The 20570-nt window shown below is 32.7% G+C and carries 18 protein-coding genes; 14 read left to right on the forward strand and 4 right to left on the reverse strand.

Features of this window, described 5'->3' with window-relative positions:
- Window positions 1-3: 3 nt before the first annotated feature.
- A complete protein-coding gene (locus ACEW8E_RS12735) occupies window positions 4-768 on the forward strand; it encodes a TrkA family potassium uptake protein (RefSeq protein WP_373480724.1) in 765 nt (254 codons plus the stop codon).
- Between the two features lie 634 nt (window positions 769-1402).
- Here the strand turns inward: ACEW8E_RS12735 and ACEW8E_RS12740 are convergent.
- Window positions 1403-2149, reverse strand: coding sequence for a DUF3120 domain-containing protein (locus ACEW8E_RS12740; RefSeq protein WP_373480725.1), 747 nt, complete (start codon window positions 2147-2149; stop codon window positions 1403-1405).
- A 485-nt stretch (window positions 2150-2634) separates the two neighbouring features.
- Between ACEW8E_RS12740 and ACEW8E_RS12745 the strand changes: the two genes are divergently transcribed.
- The 7 genes from ACEW8E_RS12745 (at window position 2635) to ACEW8E_RS12775 (ending at window position 10183) form a co-directional block, all read left to right on the forward strand.
- Window positions 2635-3453 (forward strand): sulfurtransferase, encoded by an 819-nt coding sequence (locus ACEW8E_RS12745; protein ID WP_373480726.1) that lies wholly within the window; start codon window positions 2635-2637, stop codon window positions 3451-3453.
- A gap of 719 nt (window positions 3454-4172) precedes the next feature.
- On the forward strand, window positions 4173-4697 hold the full coding sequence (locus tag ACEW8E_RS12750; RefSeq protein WP_373480784.1) for an NYN domain-containing protein: 525 nt from the start codon (window positions 4173-4175) through the stop codon (window positions 4695-4697).
- 405 nt (window positions 4698-5102) lie between these two features.
- Window positions 5103-5447, forward strand: coding sequence for a hypothetical protein (locus ACEW8E_RS12755; protein WP_373480727.1), 345 nt, complete (start codon window positions 5103-5105; stop codon window positions 5445-5447).
- A gap of 59 nt (window positions 5448-5506) precedes the next feature.
- A complete protein-coding gene (locus ACEW8E_RS12760; protein ID WP_373480728.1) occupies window positions 5507-7024 on the forward strand; it encodes an AAA family ATPase in 1518 nt (505 codons plus the stop codon).
- Window positions 7025-7143: 119 nt separating this feature from the next.
- Window positions 7144-7494 (forward strand): DUF1257 domain-containing protein, encoded by a 351-nt coding sequence (locus tag ACEW8E_RS12765; protein ID WP_373480729.1) that lies wholly within the window; start codon window positions 7144-7146, stop codon window positions 7492-7494.
- A gap of 145 nt (window positions 7495-7639) precedes the next feature.
- Window positions 7640-9136 carry a pentapeptide repeat-containing protein gene (locus ACEW8E_RS12770; RefSeq protein WP_373480730.1) on the forward strand — a complete coding sequence of 499 codons (1497 nt, stop codon included), beginning with the start codon at window positions 7640-7642 and terminating at the stop codon, window positions 9134-9136.
- Window positions 9137-9265: 129 nt separating this feature from the next.
- Window positions 9266-10183 (forward strand): 3'-5' exonuclease, encoded by a 918-nt coding sequence (locus ACEW8E_RS12775; RefSeq protein WP_373480731.1) that lies wholly within the window; start codon window positions 9266-9268, stop codon window positions 10181-10183.
- 45 nt (window positions 10184-10228) lie between these two features.
- Here ACEW8E_RS12775 and ACEW8E_RS12780 read toward each other — a convergent pair whose 3' ends face one another.
- Window positions 10229-11830, reverse strand: a complete 1602-nt coding sequence (locus ACEW8E_RS12780; protein WP_373480732.1) for a 2-isopropylmalate synthase — start codon at window positions 11828-11830, stop codon at window positions 10229-10231.
- A gap of 76 nt (window positions 11831-11906) precedes the next feature.
- Here ACEW8E_RS12780 and ACEW8E_RS12785 point away from each other — a divergent pair, with 76 nt between their 5' ends.
- From ACEW8E_RS12785 to ACEW8E_RS12795, 3 genes are all read left to right on the forward strand, one after another.
- On the forward strand, window positions 11907-13496 hold the full coding sequence (locus ACEW8E_RS12785; protein WP_373480733.1) for a DUF2079 domain-containing protein: 1590 nt from the start codon (window positions 11907-11909) through the stop codon (window positions 13494-13496).
- Window positions 13497-13777: 281 nt separating this feature from the next.
- Window positions 13778-14581 carry a peptidoglycan editing factor PgeF gene (gene pgeF, locus ACEW8E_RS12790; protein WP_373480734.1) on the forward strand — a complete coding sequence of 268 codons (804 nt, stop codon included), beginning with the start codon at window positions 13778-13780 and terminating at the stop codon, window positions 14579-14581.
- A gap of 161 nt (window positions 14582-14742) precedes the next feature.
- Window positions 14743-15453 carry a response regulator transcription factor gene (locus ACEW8E_RS12795; protein ID WP_373480735.1) on the forward strand — a complete coding sequence of 237 codons (711 nt, stop codon included), beginning with the start codon at window positions 14743-14745 and terminating at the stop codon, window positions 15451-15453.
- A 23-nt stretch (window positions 15454-15476) separates the two neighbouring features.
- Here the strand turns inward: ACEW8E_RS12795 and ACEW8E_RS12800 are convergent, their stop codons facing one another.
- The gene (locus ACEW8E_RS12800) at window positions 15477-16310 is read right to left on the reverse strand and encodes a hypothetical protein (RefSeq protein ID WP_373480736.1); all 834 of its coding nucleotides are present in this window, start codon (window positions 16308-16310) and stop codon (window positions 15477-15479) included.
- A 248-nt stretch (window positions 16311-16558) separates the two neighbouring features.
- On the opposite strand from ACEW8E_RS12800, the gene ACEW8E_RS12805 reads away from it, so the two are divergent.
- Both ACEW8E_RS12805 and ACEW8E_RS12810 read left to right on the forward strand, forming a co-directional pair.
- A complete protein-coding gene (locus ACEW8E_RS12805; protein WP_373480737.1) occupies window positions 16559-16756 on the forward strand; it encodes a hypothetical protein in 198 nt (65 codons plus the stop codon).
- Between the two features lie 92 nt (window positions 16757-16848).
- A complete protein-coding gene (locus ACEW8E_RS12810) occupies window positions 16849-18681 on the forward strand; it encodes an FAD-binding protein (protein WP_373480738.1) in 1833 nt (610 codons plus the stop codon).
- Between the two features lie 56 nt (window positions 18682-18737).
- Here the strand turns inward: ACEW8E_RS12810 and trpB are convergent, their stop codons facing one another.
- Window positions 18738-19982 (reverse strand): tryptophan synthase subunit beta, encoded by a 1245-nt coding sequence (trpB, locus tag ACEW8E_RS12815; protein ID WP_373480739.1) that lies wholly within the window; start codon window positions 19980-19982, stop codon window positions 18738-18740.
- A 129-nt stretch (window positions 19983-20111) separates the two neighbouring features.
- Between trpB and ACEW8E_RS12820 the strand changes: the two genes are divergently transcribed.
- The gene (locus ACEW8E_RS12820; RefSeq protein ID WP_373480740.1) at window positions 20112-20510 is read left to right on the forward strand and encodes a gamma-glutamylcyclotransferase; all 399 of its coding nucleotides are present in this window, start codon (window positions 20112-20114) and stop codon (window positions 20508-20510) included.
- Window positions 20511-20570 lie beyond the last annotated feature (60 nt).

Below are 20570 nucleotides of genomic sequence, written 5' to 3' on the forward strand. Positions count from 1 at the left end.
TTTATGGGCATCAACAATAAATCAACGTCTAATATCAGTAATAGTAATAGCAATCAAAGATTTAAGAATATATTTAGTTTAGATCTTTCTTCCATCAAATTTTTAAATAATCTCAGGAAAGAAAGTCGTCAATTTGCCGTCATCGGTTTAGGTAGATTTGGCAGAGCCGTATCTCAAACTTTGCATAACATGGGTTATGATGTCTTAGGTGCAGATGTTGATGAGAAATTAGTTGCCCAAGCCTTAACCGATAAAATAGCTACGAGTGCTATTCGTCTTGATTGTACCGAACTTAGTGCCTTAAAAGAAGCAGGAATTTTAGAATTAGATACCGTTATCATCGCTATCGGTAACTATTTAGAAGAAAGCATTGTTACTACCCTAAATGTTAAAGAAGGGGGAGTCAAATATATTGTTGCTAAAGCATCATCGGAAACCCACGGTAAATTATTAAAAAAAGTAGGTGCTGATTTAGTTGTTTATCCTGAACATGAAGCAGGGTGCGAATTAGCTTATACTCTTACTAAACCGGGAATCCTTGATCGTTTTGAATTAGATCCTGATAATAGCATAGTAGAAGTATCTATTCCTCCTGAATTTGACAATAAAACTTTAGCTGAGGTGAAGTTGCGTAGTCATTATGGTTTAAATGTTTTAGCGGTGGGTAATGATGATAAATTTATAATTAATCCCCCTCCAAACTATGTATTAACAAAAGGGTTGTCGATGGTTGTCATTGGTTCAAATAAGGACATTAATCGATTATAGTTAAGTAGGCAAAATTAATCCTATGTTTACTTTCTCAAAGACACTCATACAAGAGGTGGCAAAAATTATTAGTTATTGTTATTAGTTTCAAAATATATCCCTAAATGCTTTAATACTTATAGTAATAATTTGATACTCCATCTTACTCAAATTACTGTGATGGAGGATATTGTGTTAATTATCATTTAGCTAAAATATCTATCTTTAACAGAATTGTATTGGGATTTTCCTTCACTATCTGGTTGACAATTAGGACATGGAGCAAGATAGTAATCAAAAGAGTTGATATAATCAGAGAGTCTCTTTTCTAAAATCTTTCCTGTACCTTTACACTTAATACAAAATTTCATTGCTTTACTCATTATTGACTTATTCTTGTGATAGTATTACTCTAACTATCTTTTTAAAATATTATCTCGTTAAAATTACTGATTTTATTGTAAATTTATGTTAAGAAGTTTACGTAATTATTCAGTATTATTTGTTAACAAAAACTTCAAAGTAAAAATTTTCGTAATATTTTGTGAAAAATTGTATTTAATTTGACATCACAACAAAAATTATCTATTAAGTAACCGTAAAAATACAGAAAAAATTTTCTTTCCTCAAAAAGAGTCTAAACTTTATTGATACCTCAAACAGAAATACTGCTCACATAAGCAACAATCAAGAATAAAGCATCAGTAAAAATAGTTGCTAAAACCGCCCCCGCAAAAGCAATATAGTGAGTTTCTTTTTTAACTAAAGCGTATAAACTAATTCCTAGTAGAACATTAGCTAATAGTACAGCCCAACTAATTCCCCAAACAGTTTGCACTTGAGCGATAGCCCCTTGTAAGATAGGTTTAACTAAAGTCGGGTTAGTAACCATGATTTCTTGCCAATAGGGGATTAATCCTACTATATAAAAGTATAAGTCAGTAATAGCAGTACCCAGCAATGAACCGAGATAAAAATAGTTACCAATCTTACTCCAACCTTTTGATAAACACCACAAAGCAAAAGGTAAACCAATGGCTTCAATGGGGATATGAATAGCTGGATTATACCGTAACCACCCCCAATAAATTGAACCACAAAGCCAACTCCAACTAAAACCCCAGAGAATATCACCCCAAAGATAGCTGTGAGGTTGACGTTGAGCGTAAAAACTAAGCCCAAACCAAAAAAGGGTTAAAAGAAGACTAAGCCAAGGAAAAATCCTTACCAAAGGTGCTTGAAAAAATACAGGAATAGAAACTAAAAAAGCCGAAGCGAAAAAAACGAGTATATTTTGACGCTTTTGTTTTTCCCACCACCAACTAGAGAGTAAATTAAGAAAATTATCTCTCAGGGGTACAATGGAAGTTGTTAATTGAGATAAAAGGGTATTAGTGAACAAAATTGCTTAATATTTCTTTACTTATCGTAAGTTATTGTGTAATAATAACAGGAAATTAAACCGAAACAAATAAAAGAGTGAATTATAAATAAATCTAAATAAACGAAAACAGAAAAAACAACACAAATGTATCTGTTTTATATTTTTAAATTAATATATATATCTTTTCAAGTCAAAAGCCCACTAGACACTTGATAAAATCTTTTATGATTCTTTTTTTGTATCGTACTCTAAATATAATTGAAGTCTGTATTAATTTTAATTTCTTTTTTATTTATATAATCTTCGTTTTACTCCTAACTTCCCTTTCACCGATAATTTTATCCCTCACGGATGGTAATACGCAATAGAAATATTGCTTATGATATATAATAATACAAGATTAGTTTCCCTATAAAGGGTTCTTGACTGTTAAAATTCATTACTATGTAAATATATTTTTATTTATTTTATATTTAGTTTTTATTTAATTTTTATTACAAACAATGGGTCACACTAAGACTACCGTCTCGGCACAATGGCTCAAAGATAATCTCGATAATCCTCAAGTTAAAATTATTGACTGTCGTTTTCTTTTATCAGAAAGTGATTGGGGTTATCAACAATATAATCATAGCCATATTGAAAATGCTTATTATTTTCACTTAAATCAAGATTTTTCTAGTCCTATTCAACCCCATGGAGGTCGTCATCCTTTACCCGACAATCAAGTTTTTGCCGATAAATTAGCACAAATTGGTATTATCCAAAACCAAACCACCGTTGTTATTTATGATTCCTCTCGTTTTGCCTTTTCAGCCCGTTTATGGTGGCTTTTACGTTATCTAGGTCATAATCAAGTTTTTGTCCTTGATGGCGGTTGGCAACAATGGCAACAACTTAATTATCCCGTTACAAATATTACTCCTACTCTTTCTCAAGGTTATTTTTCTCCTCAAGCACAACAAGATTGGCTTGTAAATATCGATTACGTTAAACAAGCTCTAAATTCAGACTCTACCGTTATTATTGACGCTAGAAGTGGCGATCGCTATCGAGGAGAAGTCGAACCCATAGATCCTGTAGCTGGGAGTATTCCATCCGCTCAAAACATTTTTTGGCAAGAAATGACTACAGAGGAAGGAAAACTTAAATCAGTAGAGGAATTAAAAGCTATTTGGCAACCATATCAAAATTATCCAGAAATAATAGTCTATTGTGGGTCAGGAGTAACTGCTTGTGTAGATATTTTGGCATTAAAAACGATTAATCTTTGTCAGTGTAAATTATATTCTGGAGGTTGGAGTGATTGGTGTTCTTACTAATTAATTATTTGTTCGATTTGAGTTATTAATAAAAATTTCAGATAATTTTCAATTCTTATATTAAATTATTGTACTAATGCGATTTTTGCTGATAAAACTTTTATGTAAGAAAATATAGCAATGTTTAAATCATTTGCAAATAATTAAAGATTAAAAAATAAATCTGTCAATTTTACTATATCTGTAATCTAACAATTAAAGACTGAAAGCGAATAACTAATAGCTAACATCTGTAAAAAAAATCTCACATAGTAAGAATGCTATAGCTAGATTAAAATAATATCTATAAGTATAAATTTAACAGTATATTTTACTACGAAATGATTAAAATAATTATAGTTAAAAACAACTTTTATATTAGAAAATTAGACTAATTTTATTGAATTAGTATAGAATATAATCATAGTTATATATATTAAAATATTTCATTTTATTTTTATTTTTAAATTATTAAATTAAACCTTATTTATATGGAAAATTTTGAACTAAATAATGGCAATTTTAGCCTAGGGAAAAAGTATTTAGAACTTAAATCAGAAATTAATACAGAAACAAATTTTCATGGAGAGAATAATGAGAATAATCCATTAAATCAGAAACCACAACTTATTCCACGTCCTGAATATAACCCAGAATTTCAAGTTAATTCCACAACAATAATCACATCAACCACCGAAATTAATCACAATAATCATCATAGTTACCATAATAATCATCAAATAAATTCCCATCGATTAAGAGATAGAATTTCCATATTTGTTGATGGAAATAATATGTTTTATGCACAACAAAAAAATGGCTGGTTTTTCGATCCTAGAAAAGTAATTGACTATTTTTCAGAAGAATCAGGATTTATGTTAATTAATGCTTTTTGGTACACAGGATTAAAAGACTCTCAAGATCAAAGAGGTTTTCGAGATGCTTTAATTAGTCTAGGTTATACCGTACGCACGAAAATCCTTAAAGAATATTACGATGATAGTTCAGGGCGATTCTCTCAAAAAGCCAACTTAGATATTGAAATAGTAGTAGATATGTTTAATACCGTTGACCAATACGATAGAGTGGTTTTATTTAGCGGTGATGGAGACTTTGAAAGAGCCATAGAATTATTAAGGTCAAAAAACACTCATATTACTGTTGTTTCTACCGATGGCATGATTGCTAGAGAATTACGAAACGCAACAGACAGATATATGGATCTTAATGAGATCAGAAACTGTATTGAAAAACGAGACTATTAGATATATAGAGCATGAATAATTCTTGAAAGATTCTTACTGTTATAAAAATTACTCTTAAATGTAGGGTGGGCAATGCCCACAAACCGCCTCAGTGAACGATAAAATTTTCTCTGATGCTAGGAAAAGAGAAGATAATAGTAATAATTGATTTAAACATTAGTCAAATTGATTTTCAGGAATTATCTAGGCTTAATTTAATTATTTTTAGTGAACAAATTTTCCTTAACCATTACTCTTAAATCTTTATTTGACAAGGTTTTTTATCGTTTACTGAAGTATTTTTAAAAAGTAATTATTAAGTTTTGTAACAATATTGCCATTAAAACGGGATAACAGCTTGACAGTTTGAAAAAAAAAAGTTAAATTAATTTATATCGCACCTAGGCATATCAAATAAAAGCGAATATGCAAGACAAGCAAAAAGTTACGCTTTATATTCCACCAACACTGCATCGACAGTTAAAAGTAAAAGCAGCTATTGACACTGATTCTATGTCAGCATTAGTAGAGAGAGCAATTAGTTTCTACTTAAAACACCCCGAAACAGTAGAGGAATTAGAAGCGAGTTACGGAAAAACTCATCAAGTTCACGTTTGCCCCGAATGTAATGCCGCTATGGTAATGCGTGACGGAGACATGATTTCTCTCAAAAATCAACCAAATGTTGTTGACGAAGAGTTTCCGTTAATCGGAGAAACCACAGAAATCGGTACAGACACAGAAGGACAAGAAGAATTAATCCCCTGCTAACTAATGACACAAATGTCAGCGATTAAAGTAACTGCCGAATCAAAACAGAGGTTGCTCCCATGAAAGAAGAGTTAAACATTCTCATCAAAGCTCAATATCCCCTGATTTACTTAGTAACTTCGGAAGAAGAACGAGCAGAGGAAGCCATTGCAACAATAGTGAATGAACTACCAACTCAGGGATCTCGTCGGGTATTTGTATGGACAGTAACTCGTGGTATCGTTGAATGTGGTCAACAGGGTTCTCCTGTACAGCATAACACTGTTTCTCCTGAAGCAGCTATTGAGTGGGTTATTAGGCAAAAAGAAGCGGGGATTTACATCTTCAAGGACTTACACCCTTATTTAGAATCTCCTCCAGTAACAAGATGGCTAAGAGATGCCATTGCTAGTTTTAAGGGGACAGATAAAATAATTGTGTTAATGTCACCTTATCAGCAAACACCTTTAGAGCTAGAAAAAGATTTAGTGGTGTTAGATTTTCCTTTACCTCAAGCTCATGAATTAGACCAAGTTTTGGAAAGAGCTTTAAAACATAGTAGGGAAAAACAACTTCATCCAGAAGTCAAAGAAAAATTACGCAGAGCCGCCCTTGGTTTAACCATAGACGAGGCGGAAAAAGTATATCGTAAAGCTCAGATTAAAGCAGGACAGTTAACAGAAAATGAAGTTGAAATCGTGCTTTCTGAGAAAAAACAACTAATTCGGCGTAACGGTATCCTTGACTATATTGAAGAAGATGAAACCATTAATGCAGTGGGGGGTTTAGAAGAACTAAAACACTGGTTAACTCAACGTTCAGAAGCATTCACGGAAAAAGCTAGAGCTTATGGTTTACCTCAACCTAAAGGAATGCTTATTTTGGGAGTACCCGGTTGTGGAAAATCTTTAATTGCCAAAACCACTTCTAAATTATGGGGTTTACCCTTACTAAGGTTAGATATGGGTAGAGTTTATGACGGCTCAACGGTAGGTAAATCAGAGGCTAATCTGCGTAGTGCTTTAAAAACGGCGGAATCTATTTCTCCTGCGATATTATTTATCGATGAATTAGATAAGGCTTTCGCAGGAGGGGCTGGATCTGGTGATTCCGATGGGGGAACATCTAGTCGTATTTTTGGTTCATTTTTGACATGGATGCAAGAGAAAAAATCTCCTGTGTTTGTCATGGCAACGGCTAACCGTATTGAAAAATTACCCAGTGAGTTTTTACGCAAGGGGCGTTTTGATGAAATCTTTTTCGTGGATTTACCTAGTCATCAAGAACGGGAAGCTATTTTTAAAATTCATCTTGGGAAACGTCGTTCCGATATTGGTCGTTTTGACTTGGAACAATTAGCCAAGGTATCAGAAGGTTTTTCTGGGGCAGAGATTGAACAAGCAATTGTAGCTGCTATGTACGAGGCTTTTGCAGGAGAGCGAGAGTTTACACAGTTAGATATTATTGCCGCTGTCAAATCTACATTACCTCTGTCTCGAACTATGACAGAACAGGTCACCGCGCTACGGGATTGGGCTAATAAAAGAGCCAGACCTGCTTCAACCTCCGTTGTGGAATATCAACGAGGGTCATTTTAACAGTCTTTCTCTCATTATCGAAAGAAAGGTTAGCTTCATTGCTAACAGTTTAATCTAAAGCACTTTATGTGCAATCTTAAAATAAAAAGTTGTCTTTAATCTCTTAGGAGGAAATTCCAATGTCTCATTTTAGTACTTTACGCACCAAAATCAGTGATGCTGAAATTTTAACCAGTTCGTTACGAGATCTTGGTATCAATGTCAAAACTGATGCGGATGTTCGTGGTTATAATGGTCAACGTCTTCGTGCTGATATTGTAGCTACTTTGGAAGGAGAATACGATCTCGGTTGGTCTCGTAATGCCGATGGCAGCTTTGACTTAATCGCTGATCTCTGGGGTGTTGCTAAAAAACACAATCAAACTGAGTTAATTAACTCCATTAACCAAAAATATGCGGTTAATAAAACCTTAAGTGACGTAAAACAACGGGGATTACAAAACGCTAACGTGAAGTTAGTTCTTAAATAGGAAGATTTATTTTCTAAAAGTATGTTCCCAATTTTTAGGGTTAATCAATTTAGGTTGGTTAGCCCTTTTTTGTGATTTAATGAGAATTGAATGTGATTATAAAAATCGCTATACTAATTCAATAACGCAATATTGAAAGGGCTGAATGATTTTAAGTTATTGCCTAAATCCTGATTGTTCTGAACCACAAAACAACCCAAATGAAAAGGTGTGTCAATGTTGTGGCTCAAGTTTGATCTTGCATAATCGTTATCGCATTATAAAAAAAATTGGCAAAGGTGGATTTGGGACAACTTTTTTGGGTGTTGATTTATCTTTGCCGGGTAATCCTTTTTGTGTTGTTAAACAGCTACGTCCGAATACAAAAGATCCCGAAACTTTTCAGATGGCATTAGATTTATTTCAGAGAGAGGCAAAAACTTTAGGAAAAATTGATCATCCTCAAATTCCTAGATTATTAGACTATTTTGAAGATAATTTACATTTTTATTTAGTTCAAAGTTTAGTTAAGGGAAAAAATTTACAACAAGAAGTTAAGCAAAATGGTATTTTCGATGAAGTTCAAGCGAAGACATTTTTAAAAGAAATATTGGAAGTACTAAAATATATTCATTCTATTAAGATGATTCATCGTGATATAAAACCTGCTAATATTATTCGTCGAGAACAGGATGAGAAATTAGTTTTAATCGATTTTGGAGCGGTGAAAGATCAAGTTAATACACAATTAGCGAAAAACTATGGTCAAACAGCCTTTACTCAGTTTGCTGTAGGTACAATGGGTTTTGCACCTCCTGAACAATTAGCCATGCGTCCTGTGTATGGTAGTGATATTTATGCTCTAGCTTCAACTTGTTTATATTTAATGACGGCGAAATCACCGAAAGATATACCTTGTAATGAGTTAACAGGAGAACTTTTATGGGAAAAAGAAGTTAAGGTTAGTGACGGTTTTGCTAAAGTTTTGCGTAAGATGCTAGAGGTAGATGTTCGTAATCGTTATAAATCCGCTGAAGAGGTGATTAATGATTTAGAAATGGTGCCTTATGAGCAAGAATTAGAAAAAAGTTTATCTAATGGTGTTAAATCTTCTCCAACTATTTTACCTGTGCCAGAGAATAGTATTGAAAATACTCATGTTTCTGCTACTTCTCGTTTAGCTATGGCAATTCGAGCGAGAAAATCTCGTCAGGGGAAAAGTAAGTATTTAGTTCAAGTTACACCTGAAACTATCATAACTGCTTATGCTCAAGGTAGAACAGATTTTAGTAAGCAAAATTTTCATCAATTTAATTTTAGTCAAGGAAATATTCCTGATATTAATTTTCGTCATTGTTTATTAACGGAGGCGAATTTTGAAGAAACGAATTTAACTAATGCTAATTTTTATAATGCGAATGTCAGTAAAGCTAAGTTTGGAAAGGCAAATCTTCGTAAAGTTCATTTTGTCAAAGCAGATTTACAGAATACAGACTTTAGGGAAGCTGATTTAGGAAGGGCAAATTTAGAAGGTGCTAATGTTAAAGGTGCTAATTTTTGTGGTGCTAATTTAAGTAAAGCAAATATTTCAGAAGAACAATTAGAAGAAGTCGAAACTAATTGGAATACCATTTTTCCTGATGGAAAACGTCGTCTCTGGTAATAAAAAATAGGAAATTTATAAGTTATTAATCTGTTCAATTTACCTTAGTTTTTTCTATAAAAAATTCAACAACTTTTAATATTAGCAAGATGAATTACTATAAAAATAACTAAAATTTTTAATTAAATTATGATTTATTTAACAGATTTCGATGACATTAAAAATGCTATTCTCGACTTAACAGAAACTGATATTCTTTGGCTAGATACGGAAGTGGCTGATTATGCCACAAAAAAACCTCGTTTATCTTTAATTCAAGTGTTAGCTTATCCTCATAATCTTGATGGAGAACGTACTTATATGTTAGATGTGTTAGATAAGCAGGATTTAATAGACTTTTTTATTAAAAATATTATGATAAATGAGTCAATCAAAAAAGTGTTTCATAATGCTAAATATGACTTGAGATTATTAGGTAAAACCACCGCTAAAAATATTTGTTGCACTTTAGAATTAGCAAAAAAAATTCCTTATTATTTATTACCAGTAAAAAGTTATACTTTAAAGAGTTTAACAGAATATTTGACAGATTTTAAAGGCTTAAGTAAAGAAGAACAAGGTAGCAATTGGGGTATTCGCCCCTTAAGGAAAATTCAGTTAGAATATGCAAAAATGGACTGTGTTTATTTAGCTCAAATTTATCATAAATTATCAGCATTAGAAGATAAAATTAAGGAAAATAAAAAGAATATTGATTTAGAATTTTTAAATAAAAGATATAAAATAATTGAAGAAAAATGGTTATTATTAGACTCAGAAATAAATTATTTAAAAGAGCAAATAAAAGAAATTATGATTGATAATCATATCAAAGAAAACGAATATTTTAAAGTTAATTCTATCACAAAAAAAACTATTAAAACTGATTTACAACAGTTAGTAAAATTAGTTAATGAGAAGAATATTAATATAGATTTTCCCATAACTTTAACGAAGGCAATTCAAGAAGAATTAGGTAATAATTTAGAAGATTTAAACATCAATATTAATACTAATACTTACTATACTTTGAAAAGTAAAAATATTGAAAATGAACATGAAAAATAAACTAAAAAGGTGAGCATTGCCCACCCTAAATATCAAATAATTTTATTAATTATTAACTGTAATTAAATCAGTTTCTTTTTTAGCTTCAATGGCAGCATAAAGACGATTTAAAGCACTGATATAAGCACGAGCAGACGCTACAATTACGTCAGTATTAGCGGCATAACCTGAGTAGGTTTTATTTTCGTGTTTCAAGCGAATTGTTACCTCACCCATAGCGTCAATTCCTGCGGTGACGGATTTTACGGAATACTCAATCAACTCGTTAGGAATATTTACTACACGGTTAATCGCTTTGTATATCGCATCTACAGGACCTGTACCAATAGAAGCATCGCTTAATTCTTCCCCTTGAGGGTTACGAATGGTAATGGTAGCAGTAGGAGAAGAATGATCACCACAAGAAACTTGTACTAATTCAAGGCGAAAAAGTTCAGGAGGTTGTTGAATTTCATCATTGACGATAGCTTCTAAATCCCAGTCAGTAATTTCCCGTTTTTTATCAGCTACTTCTTTAAAACGCAAAAAGGCTTTATTTAAGTCATCTTCTGATAATTCAAATCCTAACTCTACCAGACGGGTACGAAATGCGTTACGTCCTGAAAGTTTACCTAATACGATTTGATTGGTGGTTAAACCAATAGATTCTGCGTCCATAATCTCATAGGTGAGGCGGTTTTTCAAGACACCGTCTTGATGGATTCCCGATTCATGGGCAAAAGCATTCGCACCAACAATGGCTTTATTGGGTTGTACTATCATGCCCGTCAAACTTGACACTAAACGAGAAGTTTTATAAATCTGTTTAGTATCTATATTAGTTAAAGGTTCAGTGGAATTAACATCTCTACCCAAGAATGGGTTAAAATATTGACGACGTACATGAAGTGCCATGACTAATTCTTCTAAGGCTGCATTTCCTGCTCTTTCACCGATACCATTAATAGTACATTCTAACTGTCTTGCTCCATTTTTCACAGCTTCAAGGAAGTTAGCCACTGCCAAACCTAAGTCATTATGACCGTGAACAGATATAATAGCTTTGTCAATATTAGGTACGTTATCCTTGATTCCTTTAATGATTGCACCGTATTCGCTAGGAGTAGTATAACCCACTGTATCTGGTATATTAACGGTTGTTGCTCCTGCTGCGATCGCCAATTCTAAAACTTGATAAAGAAATTCAGGATCACTACGTCCAGCATCTTCGGGGGAAAATTCTACATCATCAGTGAAAGTTTTAGCATAAGCAACCATTTCAGGCACAATAGCTAAAACATCAGCACGAGTTTTTTTTAGTTTATATTTTAAATGTATATCAGAGGTTGCCAAAAATGTATGGATTCGGCTTTTAAAAGCTGGTTTTAGGGCTTCTCCAGCACTTTTGATGTCTTTTAGGGTTGCACGGGCTAAACCGCAGATTGTCGGGCCATGTTCTGTGCCTACAGTTTCAGCGATACGTTGCACCGCATAAAAATCTCCTTGACTGGCATGGGGAAAACCTGCTTCAATAATATCAACCCCTAATTTAGCTAAAGCACGAGCAATATTTAGTTTTTCATCTACATTTAAACTGGCGCCCGGAGATTGCTCACCGTCACGCAATGTGGTATCAAATATAATAATTCTGTCTGGCTGGTTTGTCATATCTTAAAATTTTGAAGGAATTTACCAACGTATAATTAAGCCTTAATATATCATAAACGAAAAATTTACACATTTAATGCAAAATCAAATCAAAAAAACTGAAATATCTTCAATAATTGTTGTTAGTGGATTATATTTATTGATAACTTTATTATTAGGACTTAATCGTTATTATAGTTTTTTCGCTTCTTATGATCACGGTATTTTTAATCAAGTTTTTTGGAATAATTTACACGGAAATTTCTATCATAGTTCTTTAGCATCTGCTATTTCAACTCATGTCACAAGTGGAGAAGAAATACCACGAGTTTTTGATAGTTATTTAGGACATCATTTTACCCCTAATTTACTTCTATTATTACCTATTTATTTTTTATTTCCTTCTCCTGCTACTTTGGTTATTATTCAAAGTATTTTAATTACTGGTGCAGGAATTATTTTATATTTTTTAGCGAGAGAATATGTTGAACATTTTATTTCTATATTAATAGTGATTAGCTTTTATAGTGCCATCGCAATTTTAGTACCAACTCTTTCTAATTTTGATAATATATCACAGTTACCTATATTAGTTTTTAGTTTATTATTAAGTCTTGAAAAAAAAAATTGGTGGTTATTTAGTCTTTTTTCTGTGTTAATTTTAAGTGTTAGACAAGAAGCAGGATTAAATTTATTTGGTATTGGAGTTTATTTAATTGCTAGTAAACGTTATCCTCGTCAAGGTGTATTAATTTGTCTAATTTCTTTAGTTTATATGCTGTTTATAACTAACATAATTATGCCTCAATTTACCCAAGATGTTGGTAAAAGACTTATGGTAGATAAATTTGGACAATATATCAAAGGAGAAAATCCGTCAACTTTAGCAGTAATTTGGGGAATGATAACTCAACCTTGGTTAGTTATATGGGAATTAATTTCACCTATAGGCAAAACTATAGAATATTTATTCGGGCAATGGTTATCTTTAGCCTTGATTCCTGCGGTTTCTCCTAGTGCGTGGATAATCTCAATTTTTCCTTTATTAACTCCATTATTAGGGCAAGGAAAATCAGTTTTATCTCTTAATATTCGTTATGCTATGATGGTAACTCCCGGATTATTTTATGGTGCAATTTTATGGTGGGGAGGACAAAGTTTTAATAATTTTCAACAAAATATTACTAAACTTAATCCTAGAAAATTAACGCTAAAATTTAAACGTTTTTGGGTGTCTTGTATTGTGATTTCTTTACTTCTTACTTTTATCTCTAGTGCCACAGAATTAAGTAGAGTGTTTTATTTTATTTTACCAGATTCTTTTCAACCTTTAGTTTATGTTTCTTTACCTCGTCAATGGCAACATTCAGCTAATATTTATCAACTTTTAGCACAAATTCCTGATGATGCGAGTGTGAGTGCAACCAATAATATCATTGCACATCTTTCTAGTCGTCGGGCAATAATTCGTTTACCAATAATTGAATTTCGTAATGATAATAAAGAAGCGGAAAAAGTAGATTTCATTATCGCTGATTTATGGGAATTACAACGTTATGGAATAATTTTTGATAAAGAAAAAGGTTGGCTAGAAGCAATTAATAGCTTAATTAATAATGTGACATTAGAAAAAACTTACGACATTATTGATAGTAGAGATAACGTTGTTTTGTTAAAGAAAATTTAATCTATTTTAGAGAAGAAGAAATTTTATAACTCTTGTTAATGTTATAATTTATTTTGTTTAATCTTAAACATGAGAAACAACAAATCTTAAATTCATAATCCCAAACTTTAAAGTAATAACTTGATAGATAAAAGTCGCTTAAAATATATAGAAATTTTAAATTATTTGTCAGAATTGTTGCCTTCTATCCTTCAATTTTCTGATAAGTTAATTTATTATTTTTTTACAACTCTCATAGTCTTGTTATATTTATAAAAAAGTTTTTTAAAAGAATTAAAATTATGATTAACACAGCTAATTCTTCACCGTGGCAATGGGAAAAAAATGATCAGGGTAGCTATTTAACTTGTAAACTATTAGAAGGTTGGCAACATGGTTTTTTTTCTAGTCATTTTCAAGGAAAACCTCCAGAAATTCTGATTAAATATCTTCACCCGTCGGCGTTGAGTTATCGACTAAAACAAATTCATAGTGATATTATTATTTCTACTGATATGATTGACAATCATTTTTCTAAGAATGATAATGATCAATTAATGGAAGGTGATGGTATTATTACTCAAAAATCTCTACAATCTGTATGGGTAGCTAGTGCAGACTGTACACCTGTTCTTATCGCTGATAGTAAAAGCGGAAAAGTCGCAGCAATTCACTCAGGATGGCGTGGCACTGCTTCTGAAGTTGTACCGAAAGCTATTAAAATTTTAAAATCGGAAGGTTGTCAAGTGGAAAATTTATTATTCGCTTTAGGTCCAGCTATTAGTGGTAAAGTGTATCAAGTAGAAGAAGAAGTCGCCGTAAAAGTGTTAAAAACTATCATTTCTAACTCTCATAATTTAGATAATAACGAAATTTTAACCCAAGGTTATTTATTGCCAAATCAACCAATATTGAAAGATTCCACGGAAAATAAAGTTAGACTAAACGTCACTCAAATAATTAATTCACAAATTCAACAAGAAGGTATTTTACCCCATCAAATAGCTATTTCACCTTATTGTACTTATCAAACACCAGAATATTTCTTTTCCTATCGTCGTAGTCATGAAAAAAATGTACAGTGGTCTGGTATTATTTCTGTTTAAGTTAAAATTATCTCAATATTTATATAGATTTAATAAAATCAGTGATCATTAGACAAAAAATTAATTTATTTTGAATAATTTTGCTTATAATTTTACCATAAGATAAATTTTTATAGTTTTTTTTCACAATTTTTATTAACAAATAATAGGCAAAATTAACAATGTCTCGAATATTAGTAATTGATGATGATTCAGCTATTTCTGAATTAGTTTCTATTAACTTAGAAATGGCAGGATATGATATTTCTCAAGCAGAAGATGGTATAAAAGGACAAGCTTTAGCATTACAAATCCAACCAGATTTAATTATGTTAGACTTAATGTTACCTAAAGTTGACGGTTTTACTGTGTGTCAAAGACTCAGAAGAGATGAAAGAACCGCTAACATACCAGTATTAATGTTAACAGCTTTAGCGCAAACAAAAGATAAAGTTGACGGTTTTAATGCTGGGGCTGATGATTACTTAACAAAACCTTTTGAAGTAGAAGAAATGTTAGCCAGAGTTAAAGCATTACTCAGGAGAGGAGAAAGAAGTACGCAGTCAACCAAACATACTGAGATTCTTAATCACCAATTTTTAACCCTTGTGCCAGAAAGGTTTGAAGCGATTTGGTTTGATAAAACTATTAAATTAACACACCTTGAATTTGAATTATTACACTGCTTATTACAACGTCATGGACAAACAGTCCCCCCTAGTGATATTTTAAAAGAAGTCTGGGGATATGATCCTAACGATGATATTGAAACCATTAGAGTTCATGTTCGTCATTTACGCACGAAATTAGAACCAGATCCTCGTCGTCCTCGTTATATTAAAACAGTATATGGTGCGGGATATTGTTTAGAATTAAATCCTAGTAATACTTAATCAAATTTTTAATTGTTAAAGATTTACTTTCCCCATTTAGGTAATTTTAAAAAGGATTCTTTTCTCGTTTTTTTGATAATATTATCTTGAGAATTTTCTAATTTTTTAGATGAATTATTATTTTCTTTTTTACTGGAGAGAACATTAAGATTATTTTCTGATAATATATTAGATTCAGATACAAGATAATTTGTTGATTTTTTCTCTTCTTGAGGATGATTATCGTAAATTATTTCAGGAATATCTGGATCATTATTTATCTGTTGTTGTATAGTATTATTACCATTTTGTGATGAATTATTAGACTCAATTTCAGACCATGATTTGATTCCCAAACTATTAACATCAGGAGGATTAGTTAAATATTTATTATCTAATGCTGTTTTATATTGTATGTTTGATCTTTGCTGTCTTTGAAGCCTAATTTGTAATTCTTTATTTTCTTTTTCTTTTTGTTTTAAAGAGTGTTTAATACTATTAAAATCATCTTGAAGTAAAGAACATTCTCTTTCTAAACTAGCCGCTAATTGTTGAGTTTTTTTCAATTCTTGGGTAAGACTTTCTATAGATAATTTTTGTTGATTATATTGTTTAGATTGTTGTTTAATTCTTTCTTGATTATCATCAACTTCTTTGCTTAATTCTGTTATTTTTTGACTTTGATCAGTTATTAAGTTAAGATAATCTTGATTTTTAATTACTTGAACTTTAATTTGTTTTTTTTGTTCTTCTATGGAAGTTTCTAGTTTTAAAATTTGTTCTTTCAATTGTTGATTTTGTTTCCTGATTTTACAAGCAACCGCATACCAATCAACATCAGTTAAAATAGGTTTAGAAGAAGATTCAGAGCTATTCATGGATATAGGTATCTAATAAATATAATTTAAGAATTAAGAATAAAAATGATTTTAAATTCAAGATTAACATAACTAATAAAATATCATTGATTGACTTGAAAAAAAAATCAGATTAACTCAAGTTTTTATATTAAGAATTATTAAAACATTGACAATAAAAGGATTTAAAGAGAATTAACCATTGACGAGCATCGAAAAAAATGATAAAGTTTAGCTGTTAAAACAAGGAATATTTAAGCACAAATACCATGACTCTCAACTCGGATACTTTACCTCAGTCAGTGAAAGAAGATGTTCGTGATTATGTTGCACACTTACAACTACACATGAGTCTTCAATCTCGCAATCTTTTACCATCTATAAATCAAGTCAAAGACAGTCGGGATAATTTACTCTATCAAACTCAGGCAACCATTGAAAAATTTACTTCTCGTAAGTTGGTTTAATCGTAGCAAAAAAAGTATTTTCTCATTTTCACAGGCATCTTGCCTGTATTTTACTATTCGAGATTTAAAGTTATATTTAAGCAGGATTCGTGATGTTAGAACATGATGTGATGATTATTGGTGGTGGTTTAGCAGGATGTCGTGCTGCCCTTGAAATAAAAAAACAAAATAGTAGTTTAGATGTCGGTTTAGTGGCGAAAACCCACCCCATTCGCTCACATTCTGTGGCAGCCCAAGGTGGTATTGCTGCAAGTTTACAAAATGTAGATCCAGAAGATGATTGGAAAGCCCACGCCTTCGATACAGTAAAGGGTTCAGACTATTTAGCAGATCAAGATGCGGTGGAATATTTAACGAAAGAAGCACCAGAAGTTATCATCGAATTAGAACATTTAGGGGTGTTATTTTCTCGTTTGGAAGATGGTAGAATTGCACAACGGGCATTTGGTGGACATTCCCATAAACGCACTTGTTATGCTGCAGACAAAACAGGTCATGCTATGCTACATGAACTGGTTAATAATTTACGCCGAAATAATGTCACTGTTTACGAAGAATGGTATGTTTTACAGTTAATTCTTGAAGATAATTCCTCCCAACCCCAAATTCTGGGCAATGAATCAAAAAAAGTCCCCAATGTCGGAAAGGAGGCGGAAAATATCGCCTCTCAACCCCCACATGAGAATGTAATCAAAGAAGCCAAAGGCGTTGTCATGTTTAATATTGCTGACGGGCGTTTAAAGGTGGTTAAGGCTAAAGCGGTAATGTTTGCTACGGGGGGTTATGGAAGGGTTTTTAACACCACTTCTAACGATTATGCTTCCACTGGTGACGGTTTAGGGATGTGTGCGGCGGCAGGTTTACCCCTAGAAGATATGGAATTTGTACAGTTTCATCCTACGGGTTTATATCCTGTGGGAGTGTTAATTTCTGAAGCCGTGAGAGGAGAAGGTGCTTATTTGCGCAACAGTGAGGGGGATAGATTTATGGAAAATTACGCCCCAAATCAAATGGAATTAGCACCCCGTGATATTACTTCCCGTGCTATCGTTTTAGAAATTCGTGCAGGAAGAGGTATTCATCCTGATGGTAGCGCTGGTGGTGCTTATGTGCATTTAGATTTAACTCACATGGGTAAGGAAAAAATCATGAGTCGTGTGCCTTTTTGTTGGGAAGAAGCCCATCGTTTAGTTGGTGTTGATGCGGTTTATCAGCCCATGCCTGTGCGCCCCACTGCCCATTATTGCATGGGGGGTATTCCTGTTAATACCGATGGTAGAGTGCGTCAAAATGCCACTCAATTAACGGAAGGATTCTTTGCCGCCGGTGAGTGTGCCTGTGTTTCTGTGCATGGCGGTAATCGTCTCGGTAGTAATTCTCTCTTAGAATGCGTGGTTTACGGCAGAAGAGTTGGACGGGCCATCGCCAATTATGTTATAAATCGTAAAATGCCTGAAATTGACGAGAAAAAATATTTAGAAGAAGCGCAAAAACGTATCCAAGATTTACTTTCCCAAAAAGGAGATTTAAGAATTAATAGCCTAAGACAGAATTTTCAGGATACCATGACAGAGCATTGTGGAGTATTTCGCACAGAAGAAGTTATGAAAGAGGGTATTAAACAAATTCAACAACTGAAAGCTAAATATAGTCAAATTTTTCTTGATGATAAAGGTAAAGATTGGAATACGGAATTAATAGAAGCCTTAGAATTGCAAAACATCATGATAGTAGGGGAGATAATTTTAACCTCGGCTTTACAACGACAAGAAAGTAGAGGGGCGCATTCTCGGGAAGATTATCCCACTAGAGATGATGAAAAATTTTTACAACATACTTTGGCTTCTTATTCTGCTGATAGTGTAAAAGTTAATTATATGCCCGTAGTTATTACGATGTTTGAGCCAAAAGAACGGAAATACTAATAACAATTAACCCTTAATAAGGGTTAATGCCATTAACCCCTACAAAATCCTATGGCTTACAAATCAATACCATCAATATACTTAGCGACAGTCTGTACATCTTTGTCACCACGCCCTGAACAATTGATTACAATATGAGGATTACCTTCAAGATTAGGGCAAAGTTTCTCAAGATAAGCAAAAGCATGGGCAGTTTCTAAGGCTGGGATAATACCTTCTAGTTTACATACCAACTGAAAAGCCGTTAACGCTTCATCATCGGTGACACTATAGTATTCGGCTCTACCTTCATCTTTCAAGTAACTATGTTCTGGGCCAACTCCCGGATAATCTAACCCAGCACTGATAGAATGGGCTTCTGTAACCTGCCCTTGGGTATCTTGTAGTAAATAACTCATAGCTCCGTGTAATACTCCCGGTTTTCCTTGAGTTAAAGTGGCTGCGTGTTTTCCTGTAGTAATACCGCTACCTTCGGCTTCAACTCCGATTAAGCGCACGGAATTATCACCGACAAATTCATAAAATAAACCCATAGCATTTGAGCCACCGCCGACACAAGCGAGTAAAATATCAGGTAAACCCCCCCATTTTTCTAAACATTGGCTACGGGTTTCTTTCCCGATGACACCGTGAAAATCTCTCACCATCATGGGATAGGGATGAGGGCCAGCGACTGATCCTAGTATATAATGAGTATTTTCAACATTAGTAACCCAATCTCTAATGGCTTCAGATGTAGCATCTTTGAGTGTCCCAGTTCCAGCGGATACAGGTTCAACTTTAGCTCCTAAAAGTCTCATTCTAAATACGTTTAACTTTTGGCGTTCCATATCTTCTACGCCCATGTATATTACACAATCTAAACCAAAACGAGCGCACACTGTAGCAGTAGCAACTCCATGTTGTCCAGCCCCTGTTTCAGCGATAATTCTTTTTTTACCCATGCGCACAGCTAGTAAAACTTGCCCTAATGCGTTATTAATTTTATGAGCGCCTGTATGGTTTAAGTCTTCTCGTTTGAGGTAAATTTGAGCGCCACTACCATCAGCTTTTGCATAATGTTGGGTTAGTCTTTCGGCAAAATAAAGAGGATTTGCTCTACCAACATAATCTTTTAGTAATTGATTTAATTCTTGCTGAAAATCAGGCTCATTTTTATACTTACTATAAGCGGCTTCTAACTCAGTTAAGGCTGGCATGAGAGTTTCAGGCACATATTTTCCACCATATTTGCCAAAACGTCCAAAATTATCAGGTACTTGAGTCAAATTACGATTATTTTTAATAGGAGTAACAGTCACGATTTTTACAGTTTAATTTATTCATTTATTTTATTACTATAATAGCTGAATTAGATCCCCTAATTGCACTAATGTCAACGATAAAATTTTCTCTTAAGGAAATTAATCAGTAAGAATAATTCACGAAAAATGATCAAAGTTTTTGTTTATGGTACTTTAAAGCCAAGAGGTAAATACTATCAAATTTATTGTCAAGGAAAAACTTTTAAAGAAATAAAATGTTGGGCAAAAGGACGATTATTTAACTTACCTTTAGGTTATCCTGCCATGAGCAAAGGTGATCATAAAGTTTTCGGTTATTTACTTTATTTTACTTCTTTGAAAGACTTAAAAAATTTAGATAAATTAGAAGGTTATTCAGGTATTTCTAACGCTCCTTTAAATGAATATGGGCGAGAAAAAATTATAGTTTATGATGAGTTTAATTATCCCTTAGATGAAGGATGGACTTATTTCATGACAGAAGAAAAAATTAAGGCTTTAAATGGTGTTTTTTTGCCTTCGGGAATATGGGAAATTAAGCATTAATTATTAAACATAAATTAGAAATAATTATACAGTTTCAATTTATCAGTTTATAATAAAAGT

The organism is Geminocystis sp. (genome assembly GCF_041753295.1).
In the GTDB taxonomy this organism is placed as follows: Bacteria; Cyanobacteriota; Cyanobacteriia; order Cyanobacteriales; family Cyanobacteriaceae; genus Geminocystis.

Excerpts from the sequence above, each read along its gene's own strand:
- ACEW8E_RS12735 (WP_373480724.1), top strand. The coding sequence starts at position 4 with ATGGGCATCAACAATAAATCAACGTCTAATATCAGTAATAGTAATAGC.
- ACEW8E_RS12785 (WP_373480733.1), top strand. The coding sequence starts at position 11,907 with ATGCAAAATCAAATCAAAAAAACTGAAATATCTTCAATAATTGTTGTT.
- ACEW8E_RS12770 (WP_373480730.1), top strand. The coding sequence starts at position 7,640 with ATGATTTTAAGTTATTGCCTAAATCCTGATTGTTCTGAACCACAAAAC.
- ACEW8E_RS12795 (WP_373480735.1), top strand. The coding sequence starts at position 14,743 with ATGTCTCGAATATTAGTAATTGATGATGATTCAGCTATTTCTGAATTA.
- ACEW8E_RS12760 (WP_373480728.1), top strand. The coding sequence starts at position 5,507 with ATGAAAGAAGAGTTAAACATTCTCATCAAAGCTCAATATCCCCTGATT.
- ACEW8E_RS12765 (WP_373480729.1), top strand. The coding sequence starts at position 7,144 with ATGTCTCATTTTAGTACTTTACGCACCAAAATCAGTGATGCTGAAATT.
- ACEW8E_RS12745 (WP_373480726.1), top strand. The coding sequence starts at position 2,635 with ATGGGTCACACTAAGACTACCGTCTCGGCACAATGGCTCAAAGATAAT.
- ACEW8E_RS12755 (WP_373480727.1), top strand. The coding sequence starts at position 5,103 with ATGCAAGACAAGCAAAAAGTTACGCTTTATATTCCACCAACACTGCAT.
- ACEW8E_RS12775 (WP_373480731.1), top strand. The coding sequence starts at position 9,266 with ATGATTTATTTAACAGATTTCGATGACATTAAAAATGCTATTCTCGAC.
- ACEW8E_RS12820 (WP_373480740.1), top strand. The coding sequence starts at position 20,112 with ATGATCAAAGTTTTTGTTTATGGTACTTTAAAGCCAAGAGGTAAATAC.
- ACEW8E_RS12800 (WP_373480736.1), bottom strand. The coding sequence starts at position 16,310 with ATGAATAGCTCTGAATCTTCTTCTAAACCTATTTTAACTGATGTTGAT.
- pgeF (WP_373480734.1), top strand. The coding sequence starts at position 13,778 with ATGATTAACACAGCTAATTCTTCACCGTGGCAATGGGAAAAAAATGAT.
- ACEW8E_RS12780 (WP_373480732.1), bottom strand. The coding sequence starts at position 11,830 with ATGACAAACCAGCCAGACAGAATTATTATATTTGATACCACATTGCGT.
- ACEW8E_RS12805 (WP_373480737.1), top strand. The coding sequence starts at position 16,559 with ATGACTCTCAACTCGGATACTTTACCTCAGTCAGTGAAAGAAGATGTT.
- ACEW8E_RS12810 (WP_373480738.1), top strand. The coding sequence starts at position 16,849 with ATGTTAGAACATGATGTGATGATTATTGGTGGTGGTTTAGCAGGATGT.